The 14,145-nt window shown below is 52.4% G+C and carries 11 protein-coding genes, 1 tRNA gene and 1 pseudogene; 9 read left to right on the top strand and 4 right to left on the bottom strand.

All coding sequences use genetic code 11. The annotated features are described in order from the left end of the window. Nucleotides 1–55: 55 nt before the first annotated feature. Both DDIC_RS13235 and DDIC_RS13230 read left to right on the top strand, forming a co-directional pair. On the top strand, nucleotides 56–1,240 hold the full coding sequence (locus DDIC_RS13235; RefSeq protein ID WP_136400872.1) for an MFS transporter: 1,185 nt from the start codon (nucleotides 56–58) through the stop codon (nucleotides 1,238–1,240). After that, nucleotides 1,237–1,755, top strand: coding sequence for a methylated-DNA--[protein]-cysteine S-methyltransferase (locus DDIC_RS13230; protein WP_136400871.1), 519 nt, complete (start codon nucleotides 1,237–1,239; stop codon nucleotides 1,753–1,755). The genes DDIC_RS13235 and DDIC_RS13230 overlap by 4 nt, the downstream gene beginning before the upstream one ends. A 665-nt stretch (nucleotides 1,756–2,420) precedes the next feature. Here DDIC_RS13230 and sfsA read toward each other — a convergent pair. Beyond that, nucleotides 2,421–3,236 (bottom strand): DNA/RNA nuclease SfsA, encoded by an 816-nt coding sequence (gene sfsA, locus DDIC_RS13225; RefSeq protein ID WP_136400870.1) that lies wholly within the window; start codon nucleotides 3,234–3,236, stop codon nucleotides 2,421–2,423. Nucleotides 3,237–3,326: 90 nt separating this feature from the next. On the opposite strand from sfsA, the gene DDIC_RS13220 reads away from it, so the two are divergent. The 5 genes from DDIC_RS13220 (at nucleotide 3,327) to DDIC_RS13200 (ending at nucleotide 8,706) form a co-directional block, all read left to right on the top strand. Then, entirely contained in the window at nucleotides 3,327–4,517 is a 1,191-nt protein-coding gene (locus tag DDIC_RS13220; protein ID WP_136400869.1) for a pyridoxal phosphate-dependent aminotransferase, read from the top strand. Nucleotides 4,518–4,619: 102 nt separating this feature from the next. After that, nucleotides 4,620–4,695 (top strand) — tRNA-Ala (locus tag DDIC_RS13215). 293 nt (nucleotides 4,696–4,988) lie between these two features. Next, complete coding sequence (locus DDIC_RS13210) at nucleotides 4,989–6,233, top strand: dsDNA nuclease domain-containing protein (protein WP_136400868.1); 1,245 nt, start codon at nucleotides 4,989–4,991, stop codon at nucleotides 6,231–6,233. Next, a complete protein-coding gene (locus tag DDIC_RS13205) occupies nucleotides 6,230–6,775 on the top strand; it encodes a hypothetical protein (protein ID WP_136400867.1) in 546 nt (181 codons plus the stop codon). The genes DDIC_RS13210 and DDIC_RS13205 overlap by 4 nt, the downstream gene beginning before the upstream one ends. Beyond that, nucleotides 6,772–8,706, top strand: coding sequence for an AAA family ATPase (locus DDIC_RS13200; protein WP_136400866.1), 1,935 nt, complete (start codon nucleotides 6,772–6,774; stop codon nucleotides 8,704–8,706). The genes DDIC_RS13205 and DDIC_RS13200 overlap by 4 nt, the downstream gene beginning before the upstream one ends. Before the next feature lie 321 nt (nucleotides 8,707–9,027). On the opposite strand, the pseudogene DDIC_RS14010 reads toward DDIC_RS13200, so the two are convergent. After that, nucleotides 9,028–9,291, bottom strand: a pseudogene (locus tag DDIC_RS14010) (tyrosine-type recombinase/integrase); the annotation flags it as partial. 590 nt (nucleotides 9,292–9,881) lie between these two features. On the opposite strand from DDIC_RS14010, the gene DDIC_RS13190 reads away from it, so the two are divergent. Further along, entirely contained in the window at nucleotides 9,882–11,054 is a 1,173-nt protein-coding gene (locus DDIC_RS13190) for an HD-GYP domain-containing protein (protein WP_136400865.1), read from the top strand. 141 nt (nucleotides 11,055–11,195) lie between these two features. Further along, a complete protein-coding gene (locus tag DDIC_RS13185; RefSeq protein ID WP_136400864.1) occupies nucleotides 11,196–11,513 on the top strand; it encodes a DMT family transporter in 318 nt (105 codons plus the stop codon). A gap of 187 nt (nucleotides 11,514–11,700) precedes the next feature. Here the strand turns inward: DDIC_RS13185 and DDIC_RS13180 are convergent, their stop codons facing one another. Both DDIC_RS13180 and DDIC_RS13175 read right to left on the bottom strand, forming a co-directional pair. After that, entirely contained in the window at nucleotides 11,701–12,348 is a 648-nt protein-coding gene (locus tag DDIC_RS13180; RefSeq protein ID WP_136400863.1) for a L,D-transpeptidase family protein, read from the bottom strand. A gap of 312 nt (nucleotides 12,349–12,660) precedes the next feature. Continuing rightward, nucleotides 12,661–14,133, bottom strand: a complete 1,473-nt coding sequence (locus tag DDIC_RS13175; RefSeq protein ID WP_136400862.1) for a DUF1254 domain-containing protein — start codon at nucleotides 14,131–14,133, stop codon at nucleotides 12,661–12,663. Between the last annotated feature and the right edge of the window lie 12 nt (nucleotides 14,134–14,145).

Raw genomic sequence — 14,145 nt, 5'->3', positions numbered from 1 at the left:
TGCGCACCCCCGCGCGCGGCTTGGATTTGGCAAAACATTGGTGTAGCGTGCCGCAATGGACAAAAAGAAAATACTCCTCGTGTCGTTGGGGCATTTGTCGTGCGACATCAACGGCGGGGCGCTGCCCGCCATACTGCCGTTTTTGCGGGCGGCATACGACCTGAGTTATCAGGCCACAGGCGGGCTCATGTTTGCCTATGCCTGCCTGTCTTCCATGATTCAGCCGCTGTTCGGCCTGCTTTCAGACCGGCTTTCCAAACCCTGGTTTATCCCCGTGGGCGTGCTGCTGGCTGGCTGCGGCCTCGCCGCCATTGGCTGGATGCCCGGCTACTGGGGCATTTTTGCGGCCATCGGTCTCAGCGGCGTGGGCGCGGCGCTGTTTCACCCTGAAGGCGCGCGCTTTGCCAACGCGGTTTCGGGGCAGAACAAGGGCACGGGCATGAGCCTGTTTTCCATTGGCGGCAACGGGGGCTTTGTGCTGGGGCCGCTGCTGGCTACCGCCTGCCTTGGGGCCTTCGGCCTGCCGGGAACAACCATTTTTGCCGTGCTGGCCGTCATGACGGCGGGTACGCTCGTGTGGTCCATCGCCCGCATGGGGGCGACCAAAAAGACCGCTGCCGCAGGCAAGGCCGGGCTTGCCCTGGGAGCGGAGGGCGAAACCCCCGCTGAAAACAACTGGCGCGAATTTTTAAAGCTGACGGTTTCCATAGTGACCCGTTCCATCACCTTTGTGGGCTTTAACACGTTTATTCCGCTCTACTGGGTGAGCGCCTTTGGGCAGTCCACGGCTACGGGGGCGATTGCGCTGACATTTTTTAGCGTGTGCGGGGTTGTCAGCAACGTTTTTGGCGGCATGCTTTCTGACAAATTTGGCTACCGCACCGTCATCCGCGTGGTGTTTGCCCTCATGCCGCCGGTGGTGGCGGGCTTTAGCCTGAGCCAGAATCTGTACGCGGCCTGGGCCTTGCTGCCCCTGCTGGGCTTTGTGCTGTACGCGCCCTTCAGCGCGCAGGTGGTGCTGGGCCAGCAGTATCTGGCCAAAAACATCGGCTTTGCCTCGGGCATTACCCTTGGGCTGGCCACAAGCCTTGGCGGTGTGGTGGCGCCCCTGCTCGGCTGGATCGCCGACAACTACGGCATGGCCGCCACCTTTCAGTCGCTGGCGGCGCTTTCCGTAGTGGGTGCGATTTTTGCCTACGCGTTGAAGCCCGTGACCGTTAAGAAGGAAGGGAAAGCATGAGCAGCAGACAAAAGGCCGAACCTCCGCATGTGGACCCGCCCGCGTATGCGCTGACGTGCGAGGTTTCGCTGATAGGCACGGTGCGCATTGTGGAGCGCGGGCAGAGCCTCGTGCGGCTTGATCTGGGGCCAAAGGCCCCCCTTGAACCGCTGGGGGGGGCCGTAGAGCAGCAGACCCCACTTTTGCAGCGGGCCTTCAAGCAACTGGAAGAATATCTGGCAGGAACGCGCGAAAGTTTTGACCTGCCCCTTGCTCCGGAGGGCACGCCCTTTCAGCGCAAGGTGTGGGATGCCCTGTTGCAGATCCCTTACGGTCAGACCCGCAGCTACCGGCAGATTGCCGAGGCCGTCGACAGCCCCAGGGGGTTTCGCGCTGTGGGCATGGCCAACAACCGCAACCCTATTGCCGTGTTTATTCCCTGTCACCGTGTTGTCGGCGCGGACGGCAGTATGGTGGGCTACGGCGGCGGGCTGCCCATAAAGGAAGCCCTGTTGAAGCTGGAGGGCTGCCTGTAGCCGCCTGAAATATCTGACTGTCGTCATTTGAGGCCGTCCACTGGGCGGCCTTTTTTTGCGTCCGCGTCACTTGTGTGCGTGCGTGTGCGCTAAGCCTTGGGCGCAATGTGCATAAATAAGATAACATGCTTAAAATAAAAAATAATCATTGATGCTGCGTGTGCGTATGTTGAGGTTTGCCAATGCTTGCGTCCGTCAGGGCGGGGATGCCTGCGCACTGTCGCCACTGTGCGCAAACAAAAAATGGGCACGTTGCTATTGTGCGCAACTTGAATAACTAGCTGTTGTTTTTGAATTTGTTTTGAACAAGTTACGGTGCGGCGGCTGGCCTTGTCCGTGCGCAGGTTTTTTGCTGTGCCAGCGCCAGCGTTCGGCCAGTTTGCACTGGCTCTGCACTGGCCGGTACTGGGTCTGCACTGGGCCTGTACTTGGTTTGGCCCGGGCCTGATGTTGGCCAGCTTTGGGCCAGCTTATGGTTATGGGGAAAGTCTGGTTGCAGCAGGCAAAAAACGGCAGCGGCAGGGTGGAGCTGTGCCATCCTGCCGCTGCCGCAAAGTCACGCCCGCATGCGGGTGCGAAAATGTGCGTAATTAATATATAATGCTGTAATTATAGTATAAAATTATTGAGCGAAGTGTGCGTAACGCACATGGGCGTTGTTGCGCTCAGGGCAACGCTGGCGGCTGGGGCCGCACGGGCAGCAGCGCCCCCAGATCAATGCCCGCCGGGCTGACCAGGGCGCGGAAGGGGTACATCTCCACCCCGGCGTGCAGTGCCTGATAAAACAGACCGGCGTATGCGGGGTCGATAAAATCCGCCGGGGCAAAGCACGCGCCGTCGGGCCGCTGCACCAGATAGAACATGGCTGCCCGCTCGCCGCAGGCCACAACATCCATAAGCTCGCGCAGGTGTTTTTGCCCGCGCTCGCTGGCCGCATCAGGAAAGCACGCGGCATCGTCCTCGACCATGGTGACGTTTTTGCACTCGACCCACAGGGGCGGCAGGCCGGGGCCGGTGAGCAGGCCGTCCAGACGGCTTTGGCCGCGTTTGGCCTCGCGCGCAAGTGTGGTGTAGCCCTGCGCAAAGGGCAGACGGCCAGCGTGAAAGGCCGCCTCAAGCATGCGGTTGGGCGTGCTGGTGTTTACCCCCACCCAAAAGCCGCCAGCGCGGGCCGCAGGCGAGGATTGCGGCACGGCCCGGTGGGCCAGCCACACGCATTCCTGCGTATATTTGAGCTTGCGGGCGGGGTTGCTGGCCGGGGATGCGAGCACAGGCGCGCCCGGCAGGCACAGCCCAAGCATGCTGCCCGAATTGTTGCTGTGCACCCACAGGTCTGCGCTCTCGTGCTGCAAAAGCACGCTGAAGCGTTTGCGGCGCTGCACAAAGGCCGCCGTAATGCAGCAGGGCGGCAAGGGCAGCAGCGGGGCTGGCGTGGTTGCGGCGGGCGGGGTAAAACCCGCATGTTTGCTGTCAGAGCGCATTTACACCCCGGTATGAAGCTGCTAAAAACAGCCAGTTTGTGAGTCCACCTGCCGTTTACGGGTGCGTTGCATACGCCAAGGAGCCCCCTCATGCAGATTTCAGACCGTCTGAGCAGCATCAAACCTTCTCTGACACTCAGTGTCAACAGTCGCGCCCTTGAGCTCAAGGCCCAGGGCATTGCCGTAACCAGTCTTGCCGTGGGCGAACCGGACTTTCCGACGCCCAAACATGTTTGCGATGCGGCCAAAGCGGCCATTGACGACAATTTTTGCCGTTATACCGCCGTGCCGGGCATTCCCGAACTACGCAAGGCTGCGGGCGCGTATTTTGAAAAAACTTACGGCGTGCCGGTCGCCATGGAATCCATTGTCATCGGCGCGGGCGGCAAGCACTGCCTCTATAATTTCATGCAGGCCACGCTCAACCCCGGCGACGAGGTTCTTGTGCCTGCCCCATACTGGCTCAGCTACCCCGACATGGTCATGCTGACCGGCGCAACCCCCGTGCCGGTGCTGGCCGGGCCGGAGCAGGGCTTTAAAGTGACGCCCGCCATGCTTGAGGCGCACACCACCGACAAGACCAAACTGCTTATCCTTAACTCGCCCAGCAACCCCACCGGCGCGGTCTACACCGAGGCCGAGTTTACGGCCATTATGGATTGGGCCATCGCGCGCGGGCTGTTTGTGCTCTCTGACGAAATTTACGACCAGCTTGTTTTCGCCCCGGCCAAGATGACCAGCGCCATCAGCTGGTTTGCCAGGTATCCCGAGCAGGTGGCCGTGCTCAACGGACTGTCCAAAAGCTACGCCATGACGGGCTGGCGCGTGGGCTTTTTGGCCGCGCACCCCACCCTGATCAAAAAGATCTCGGCCATGCAGGGGCACAGCACGTCAAACATCTGCTCCATCGCGCAAAAGGCGGGCCTTGCCGCCCTGACCGGCTCCATGGAGTGCGTGGACAAAATGCGCGAGGCCTTTGTGCGGCGGCGCGACCTGGCCATGAAGATCATTGAGGGCTGGCCCTTTGCCATCTGCCCCAAGCCCGACGGCGCGTTCTATCTCTTTTTGGACGTGTCCAGATGCTACGGCGGCAGCGTGAAAAACTCGACCGAGCTGTGCACCCTGCTGCTCGACAAGGCCCATGTGGCCGTTGTGCCGGGCGCGGCCTTTGGCGACGACAAGTGTATCCGCTTTTCGTACGCCGTGGGCGACGAGGTGCTCAAGGGCGCGCTGCAGAACATTGGCGCGGAACTGGCCAAACTGGCTGCGGAGCCGAAATAGCAAAAACAGCGGCGCAAATGCCGCAAAAAATGGCCGCTGAAAAAAAAATTGCAAAATTGTATTGACAGTTAGGCCCTTTTTGGTCATTCTGCTTTTCGCCGTGGGGCTGTAGCTCAGTTGGGAGAGCGCTTGAATGGCATTCAAGAGGTCAAGAGTTCAATTCTCTTCAGCTCCACCAGATAGGTAATCAAAACCCCCGATCATTGAAAAATGGTCGGGGGTTTTTTTTGCGTGCTTGTCCGCTGTTTATCTTTTGCGCATCTGTAATTGGGGAAAGTTTTTGTAGCATTTTTATCGCTGACACATTGATCAAAATGAGTCGAGGGTTAGGAGGAAATTAGGACAAATCTTATGAGGCCAATCAGATTGACAATTACTTGAATTGTTATTTGCGGAATGATAAATATTTATCGCCATATATAAAAAAATTGAGTTTTGTCATTTCCATAAAACAAACCCTAAGTGACGAATATGCCGAAATCCAAGGCGCTTCCCCCAGACCAAGTCGTATCAAGCAATGACCCCGGGGATGAAACAGGGCATCGCTACCGGTATCAGTGGACCTACTCAGCAATTTTAGCATGCTCTCTGTTAGATGACACGCGCGATTTTTTGGAAGTATTTTGTGAACAGCATGAAGATACGCTCATAAAGCATGTAAGTGGGTTGTTTACTGGAGTTCAAGTCAAGACGAGGGCTTCAACTCAGCCTGCTTGGACTACTCAGGACGAACAATTCATAAAGTCATGTGTGCGATTTGTTCAACTGGATATTAAATTTCAAGATTTCTTTATTCAATTTCTATTTTTAACTAATCATATATTTCAGCAAAATAATAAGAACGGTAAAAATATTGTATATGTTCTAGACGATATTTCGCATAGTAGAACGTATTATGAATTAAAAAAGACTTCGAAAACTTTTGTCGATAAAATTGCTGGAATTGCAAATGTACCTTCTGAATCCGCATTTATAACCTTACAAAAAACAAAAGCTGAAGATTCCCTTCCTAAATTAAATGACATAGATCTTAAATTAGTTGCAAGTTTGACTCATACGTGGGCAGAAGCAAATGAGTGTTCATACGCTGTGGTTCAAACTGCTGCAAAGTGCTTAATTAATTACTGTATGGAAGCATCAACTCTAGTCAGTGAAAGCGATTCATTTTCATATCTATCTGGAATTGAAGCGAAAGAAGAGATGGCCAAACGAAGAATTGAAGGCAAGAGGATCACAAAAGAAAAATTACTCGATCTTCTCAACAGTTCTATGAATGCACCTCTTTTGCTTGCTGGTGACAAAAATTGTTTTGAGGGCTTTTACGCAGGAAACGATGATTTATTGTGTAAAAAACTTGATGCAGGCGGCTTCTCGGCAGTGTCTAGAAATTCAGCTTTAAACCTAAGGGATAAGGCCGAGTATCTAGGGATTGTTTGGTCGAAAAAGTACGGAGATGAGAAGGGGATTGATAAATATGACCATATTCAAACTTTAGTACTGTCAGATGCCGCTTCCGCTTTTGAAGAAACAAAAAATAGCGACAAAAAATTTGGCAAAGAAATGCTTGATTCGTTGCGAAAAAATTTTCGAAAACGGCGTGAGGATCATTCTACGTTGTGTGAGTGCTCGCAAGAACATTTGGAAGGTTTTGCCTATTCATTAACTGCAAGATGCAAAGTCCAATGGAGCAATGAAACACCCTGGAAAGACGAATGATAGATATCGTAAAGAAAGTTGTAGATATAGAGTCAGCATATAGCCTTCATTTGGCTAGATTGATAATTCTTATAGCAGAGTTTGAAAAGCAATCTGAGAGAATTGACGGGCTATCTAAGCTTGCAAAATTAGATTTTTTTGTGCGCTATCCAACATTATTGGCGAAAGCGTTGCTCGTCAGAGGCAAATCTTCAAAGCACTTACACATTGAAGATTATGAGAAGCAATGTGTCGAATCAGCTATGGTTCGATATCGATTCGGCCCTTGGGATCATAGGTATAGAAATTTTCTCAATGTACTGATCGCCAAAGGGTTAGTATCAGTTTTAACTAACGAGAAAAAAGTTGTTATTATGTGCACTCCCTTGGGTATGGAGACGGCAGCAAGTTTTTCACGGTATGAAGAGTTTTTACCCTATAAAATTAGATCAGAGTTGGTCTGCAAAAATTTTAACTATACTAGCGCCAATCTGACTAAATTTTTATTTGAAATTTTTCCAGAAATTTTATCGTTTAAGCACAACGCAGAGATCACAATATGAATATTAAGATTAAACAGCTACTTATTAGAACCAAGAAAACAACCGAAAGTGTGATCTTTGGAAAAACATTGACGTTTATATATGGCCCAATATCAAAGGGAAAATCTACTGTTTTACGACTTATAGACTATTGTTTCGGGGGAGATTTAGAGAGAACACCTGCAATTCAACAGGAATTTATTTCTACAGAACTCTTTGTTGATATCGGCAGTTATAATTGTGTTATTGAAAGATCTGCTTTTGATAAGGAGTATGTAAGAATTACTTGGAACAGATCTAATGAGACACGCGAATCCGTATTGGCCCCAATAAGTCCTTCTGAGATAAAAATAATTGATGCTGATGTTTATAATCTTAGTGATTTACTTTTTTACTTGTGTGACATTACACCAATAAAGGTAAAAAAAAGAAGTCGTGATCCTGACTCTCCGTTAATTAGATTGAGCTTTAGAGATATATGGTGGTATTGTTATTTAAATCAGTCAGATTTAGATTCCTCATTTTTTAGATTTGGGCACCCATTTAAAGAAAGGAAAAGTAAGGATGCGTTAAAATTTTTTACTGGTTTATATTCAGAACGGCTTACTAAAGCTGAGAACGAACTTTTTTCTGCTGTTGATGAGCAGCGAACAAAAAGAAATACTGCAAATGAAATTCGAAATTTCATGCAGGGATTTGAGTTTGGCTCCTCGGATGACCTGTTAAATGAAATTGATAAGTCAAAGAAAGCACTATTGCTTGAAGGTAATACCCTTAAAAATCTTGAAATAAATAGAACTGTCCAAAAACATCCAACAGACTCCTTACGCGTAAAACTAAGACGTCTCGGAGATGAGGTTGAATCAACTCGAACTGCGATTCTTGACCTCGGGAGAGCAATCGAAGAACAGAAAGCTCTTCGGGCTGAATTAATTATGACAAAAACCAAAGCGCATCGACTTGAGATAGCGAGTGCTGTCCTCAATGATGTAGATTTCATGCGCTGTCCAAAATGTGGAGAGGCTTTGCCTGCCCGAGAAAGTACTGACCAGTGCGTGCTTTGTGGGCAGATCTCAACCGCGCAGTACAATGAAATGGAATCTCAAGAGATTGAATGCGTACGGCGAGATCTTAATGATAGGATTGATCAAATAGGTGAATTAATCAAGGAGCGTGACATAATTTTAAAGAAACTTCACAGGTCTTTAAAAATTAAAACTGAGCAAAAGCGTTTGCTTGATGCGCAACTCCAACATGATCTTGATCAATATGACACATCACTTGTTGAGGCGATGAAGATTGCTGAAAGAAACATTGCGACATTAAAAGAACGGATTAACAATTTAAATAAGTTTTTAAAACTTTCTTCAGATGTTAATAGTCTCGAAGAAGAGGCAAATAGGCTGGAAAAATATATTGATGCTTTAAAATTTTCAGTCAAAAAAGAAAGGGAGGCATTAAATCATGCAGATATGAACACAATTGCAATAGCAAATGAATTTAAACGCATATTGTTAGCTGTAAATTTTCCTGGAGTTTCGGAAGGTGATACAGTTTCAATAGATACAAGAACATGGAAACCATACGTATATCATGGCGATATTGAATGGAGCTTTTGGGAATGTGGAAGCTTAGGAAAAAAAACACTTTTTAATGTTTGTTATGCGTTGTCTCTTCATATAATCGCAATTAGAAATAACCTCCCAGTCCCTAATGTTTTGATTATTGATGGTCCAACGAAAAATATTAGTGAGTATGAAGATCCAAAGCTAGTTGCTTCATTGTATTCAGAAATTTACAGAATAGCAAAACAATGTGCAGGCAAATTACAGCTTATCCTTGTGGATTCTGATCTGGTTAATCCTGAAAAATATTTGGAAGATTTTGTGGTGCGCAGGATGGCAGGGACTCAAAATGAGCCAAGTCTAATTTCTTATTATGAAGGGCCATAACTTCCCTGTATTCAAATGTATATTTTAAAACTCATTTTGATCAATGTGTCAGCGATAAAAATGCTACAAAAACTTTCCCCAATTACAGATGCGCAAAAGATAAACAGCGGACAAGCACGCAAAAAAAACCCCCGACCATTTTTCAATGATCGGGGGTTTTGATTACCTATCTGGTGGAGCTGAAGAGAATTGAACTCTTGACCTCTTGAATGCCATACTAAGGCATCATGCGCCAAACCTTACACAGCCAACAAAATCAGGCTATTAAATGTATATTTTTCGTCCATTTTGATACATTTCGATACATTTTGTATATCCCAATCAGATTTCATGGGTAAGGATTTCAAGCACTTCCTTATCCTCAATGCCCAGGTATCGCATGGTGACACTAGGGGATGAATGGTTGAACCTTTTGCAGATTAGCTCAAAACCCACACCAAATTTTGTCCTCTGAATGTATCCGAAGGTTTTTCTAAGGGAATGTGCGCCATAATTGCCTTCAAGGTTTATGGTTTTGCACCACTCCTTAATCATGCGATTTACGGTCATGATCGTAAGAGGCTTCTGGTGGCCTCTTCGGGATTGGAATAGGTAATCTCATTCATAATGGTTAGATGCCTCCAGATGCCTACAGATGTTCTCTGGGGGCCTTGTAGACCGCTCTGTTTATATAAAGGGTGTTGGTCTTTCCGGTCCTGGATTCATTGATTTGGATGGCTTGTCCCGGCTTGGATATTTGACGCGGGAGATTTTGCGTTTACGCAAATCGCCAGTGCGGATTCCGTTGTTGATGCCAGGTGTGAAAAGCAGCAAATCACGGGCCGCGTGGCAAAAGGAAACCGTGGCCCCGCGCGCGGGGCTGCCGACATCCATTGTGATCGAAGCGCCCCGCCCGTATTTTTGCCCTGTTGCCCGCCGCGCGCATGCGCACCGCAGGCGGCATTTTGGCTCTGGAGCAAAAGATTTTGGCCCCTTTCGGCCGGGGGGCCTGCAGCCCGCGAAAATGCATTGATTTTTGAGCGTATTGACAACAATAGTGATAATTGATTTTGTTGGTTACTAGCTCATGGTCTCTGGTTTGCCGACAGCTGCTGCGCGCGTGCGTTTTTATACTGCTGCTGCGCCCTGCATGAGCGTTTATTGCCCATAACCTTATATGTGAAGCGACAACCGGCATGGCATCAGTGCGCATTTCCATAGCCCGCCTCAAGCCCGGAATGTTTGTAGTAAACTACGGCATTTCCTGGATTGAAGAACCCAACCTCTACCAGCGGGAAGGCCTGATCACCTCGCAGGCCGAAATCAGGGATATAGCCCGTCAGGGCTTTGCCGAGGCCTACTACGATCCCCTTCGCTCGCAGTTTCAGTGCCAGGCGGTGGAACTGCCCACTCCCCAGACGCCGCTTTCGGACGAAATTTACGCCGCGCGCGGGGCTTTTTCATCCGCATACGGGCATGTAAAGTCGTTTATGCAGGGAGCGGCCAGCGGCAAGGTTGAGGTTACAGCTGTGGAGCCCTGCCTCAACGCAATCATGAAAAGCGTTGCCCGTAACCGCAACGCGTTGCTTTTGCTTGCAAATTTAAAGAGTCTGGACGACTACATGTACCGCCACAGCGTAAATGTGGCCATTTTTTCTGTGGCGTTTGCGCAGTATCTGGGCATGGAAGGCGATGAACTGCGGCAGATCGGTCTTGCCGCGCTGTTTCACGACTACGGCAAGGCGCTGTTGCCGACAAACATTCTCAATGCGCCGCGCAGGCTCAGCCCGGGCGAAATGGAAATCATGCATACGCATGTGGTGCTCGGTTACGAAAAGCTGAAAGGCTCGGGCAAATTTTCGCATGAGGTACTTGCCGCCATTTTGCAGCACCACGAAAGGCACGACGGCACAGGGTATCCCTTTGGCCTGTCCGGCGACCAGATCGGGCTGCACGGGCGCATTATTTCCATCTGCGATGTTTATGACGCGCTGGCCTCCAAGCGGGTGTACAAAGACGCCATCCACCCCAAGCACGCCCTGGGCACGCTGTTTAAAATGGGCGAAAACGCCTGGGCCCCAGGCTATGCCGAGCATTTTATCAAGATGGTGGGCATTTTTCCCATTGGTACGGCGGTGGTGCTCTCCAACGGGCAAAAAGGCATTGTGTGCCATTCTGACCCGCTCGCGCCCTCGCTGCCGCGCGTGTTGCTGGTGCGCGACTGCGAGCACGGCGTCAAGCCTCTGCGCATGTTTGATCTGGCGCGGCAAAAAACCGTCACCGTCAACAGGTCGCTTTCCAAATCGGAGACAGCATACTGGGATATCGCCACGCTGCTTGATTCCGCCACTGACGAAGAAGTGCAGTAGCGCCCGCAAGCGCCACGCCTCAGGGCATTAACCTTGCGCCATGCCGCCGCATGCGGCTGGGCGGTGTGAGTTGCGGCGGCAAACTGGCGGCGGCAGCCCGTTGCGGCTTGTGACAGTTAACCCGTAAAAAGGCTGAAAGTTATGGCGTGGGTGTACCTTGTTCTGGCGGGCTTTCTTGAAATTGGCTGGCCCATCGGCCTTAAACTGGGCTGGACGGAAGAGGGCATCCGCGCGTTGTGGCTCTTTTTTGCCATCGCCTGCATCTTGTGCAGCGGGTTGCTGCTGCTTATGGCGCAACGCGAAATTCCCATGGGCACGGCCTATGCGGTGTGGACGGGCATAGGCGCGGTAGGCACGTTTGTGGTGGGCATTGCGGCCTTTGGCGATGCGGCTACGCCCATGCGCATGGTCTCCGCCGGGCTGATCATCGCCGGGGTCATCGGGCTGAAATTTGCCTGATCGCGCCTGCGGGCTGCGGTCAACATAAGGCGGGGTACTGACGCAAGGCATTTGCCGCGTCAGCACCCCGCCTTGTTATTGCATGGATGCGTCAGGTAAGGCCCTGGCCGCGCCGTTTACGAGCGACCATGCCCGGCGTTGGGCCAGCTGTCAGGCCCGTCAGCGGGGCTTGCGGGCCGCCCGCAGGCTACTTTGCAATGCTTTTCAGCTCGGCGTCAGACCGGGCAATGGCTATGCGCGTACCGGGCTTTATCAGCCCCAGAATTTTGCTCATGGATTCTTCTGAAACGCTTATGCAGCCAGAGGTGGGCCTGCCCAGCGAGCAGTGCAGAAAAATTGCCGAGCCCGCGCCCTTGACGATATTGGCGGTATTGTACTCAACAACGGCAACATACCTGTAGGCGACGGTCTCCTTGGGCAGATCCTCGGCTGAGTTCCAGTCCACAGGGGTGGTATCTTTTGTTACCCACTGGTTGTAGCGGGTAGAGGCTGCGTCATCCACCCACTGCTCGCCGCCCGTCAGCTGGGTGTAGGCTATGTTTACGGCGGGGGGCATGGCCAGGCCAAAGCCACGCCGTATCTCGTACACGCCTACGGGGGTTTTGCCGTCGCCTTCGCGTTTTTCTGTACTGCAGCCGTTTTTGCCCACATAGGCATCTGTGCGCAGCAGCTCTTCGCGCTTGCCGTTGGCATTGGCATACACCACGAGCGTGCCCGTGGTGCCCGACGCCACCACCTCAATCTGTGTCGGCGCGTCCTGCCAGTCGCTCTTGCTGTTGCAGCCGCAGATGATCATTAACAATAACAGACAGAGAGGGAAAAATATTTTGCGCATGTGGCCTCTGCAAAATTTGCGTGAACAAAAGTTTTGCCCAATTGATGGAGCGTCCTAAAAAGCATCCACGGGCTATATCAGGTTTCGCATCAACATTATAGCCTTTCGGCAATCGCACCCCGGCGCGGCCTTGCGGATTACGCCGCAGGCAAGCCGCCCTGACGCCCCCCCGCACAGCCGCCGCACTGCCGCCGCGCACGCCGCACGTTCGCCGCAGCACTGTTGCCGCGCACGCTGCACGGTCGCGGGGGGGGCCGAAGCCATGCAGCCCCGGCCCCCTTTGGCATCCATATCTGCGCACACAAGGGCGCGTTACAGTTTTTTCACCGCCGGGGGCGACCAGACGCCGTCAAGAATCGTCTGCTCCGGCCAGTAGGTGCGGATGTAGAGCGAAAACGGCCCCGCAGGCGCGGGCAGCCAGTTGCTCTCATGCTCCGGGCCGGGCGACTGGCTGCCGAAGTATATTGTCAGCGAGCCGTCGGCGTTAAACTGCATGTCCCGGCTTTTTGTGCCCAGTGAAAAGCGGTTGAGGGCATTGGCGTTAAACAGGTGATACTTGTTGTACAGGGTTATGGACCAAAAGCCCCTGGTGGGCGGCAGCTGCCCCTTGGCAAAGGTGAGGCTGTACTGGTTGCCGCCGTGCAGCGTTTTGCCGTTGCTGTCCAGATCGCGAAAAAAGTACTTTGTCTCGGCTGATCTGTTTTCGTAGATATTTGATTTGGCCGTGGCCGCGCGCATGAGGTAATCCGTACCCCAGGCCGCCCCGTTGACAGGCGAATTCCAGCCGTTTTCGGTCGGTCTGCCGTTATACTTCCACTGCAGCAAAGGCTCTATAAGTTCCTTGTTTGCGCAGACAAACGAGGCCACCAGGGCTTCCTTGACATCAGGCTGCTCTGCGGCTGCCTGAAAAACCGAGTCTATGAGCGCGTAGAGGCTCTCCTCGCCCGGCAGAGGGGGAACAAGCCTGAGCGCTGCGGGCAGTTGCTCGTAAAAATGCAGTGGATCAACGTGGGGTGCTTCCCCCGCCGGCCCCGGCACAGTGGCCGGCAGCGTGGATGGGGTTTTGCTCCAGTCGGTGGTCTGCATCTTGCCGGTATACTCCAGCAAGGGGTACATCATGATCTGGTTGAGCAGCGGCTGCACGGCTTTTGTGTCGTCCGCCGAGTCTTCTTTAAAAATACGCGGCAGCACAAAGCCCTGCTCTGTCGGCGAGCGCAGCACGGCCGTGATGCCCGCAGGGGGTTCGCCGTGCCAGCCGGGCCCCGCAATGAGGTAAAAACCGGGCTTCGTGCCGTAGGGCTTGCCCAGCGCGCCAAACTCATCCGTACGGGCGTCGTACAGGGCGTATATCCAGAAGCGGTCGCCAAAGTCGGGAATCTGCAGCACCACGGCCCCGTCGGTCAGGCCAAAGTACCCCGCGCCGTAAACAACATCCTGATTGGGGCATGACACGGTATTGGCCGTGGGCTTGATGTAGTCTGTCAGCATGCACAGGTGGTTTATCGGTGCGGTGGGGCGAACCCCCTCGGCCCAAAACGTTTTGCCGCCCGACTTGGCAGCGACGCTCTCCAGTTTTCTGTAGCGGTTGTAGACGTTAACCAGCGGATAGCCAAAAAGGTAGGACAACCGCCCGATCGCCTGCACGTATGCTGGCGTCATGAGCGTACCGGCGGCGGGGCCGGGTATGGCGGTCTGCGCCAGAGGAGCGGGCGGTTCCTGCCCCAAAGCGGGCTGACACACAAGCGCCAGCAGCATGCACGCGGTTATAAGACGAATTTTTTGCATCTTGCCCCCGGT

The organism is Desulfovibrio desulfuricans (assembly GCF_004801255.1).
Classification (GTDB): domain Bacteria; phylum Desulfobacterota; class Desulfovibrionia; order Desulfovibrionales; family Desulfovibrionaceae; genus Desulfovibrio; species Desulfovibrio desulfuricans_C.
Note: the sequence above shows the minus strand (reverse complement) of the source record. Positions and strands in the feature narration are given on the sequence as shown.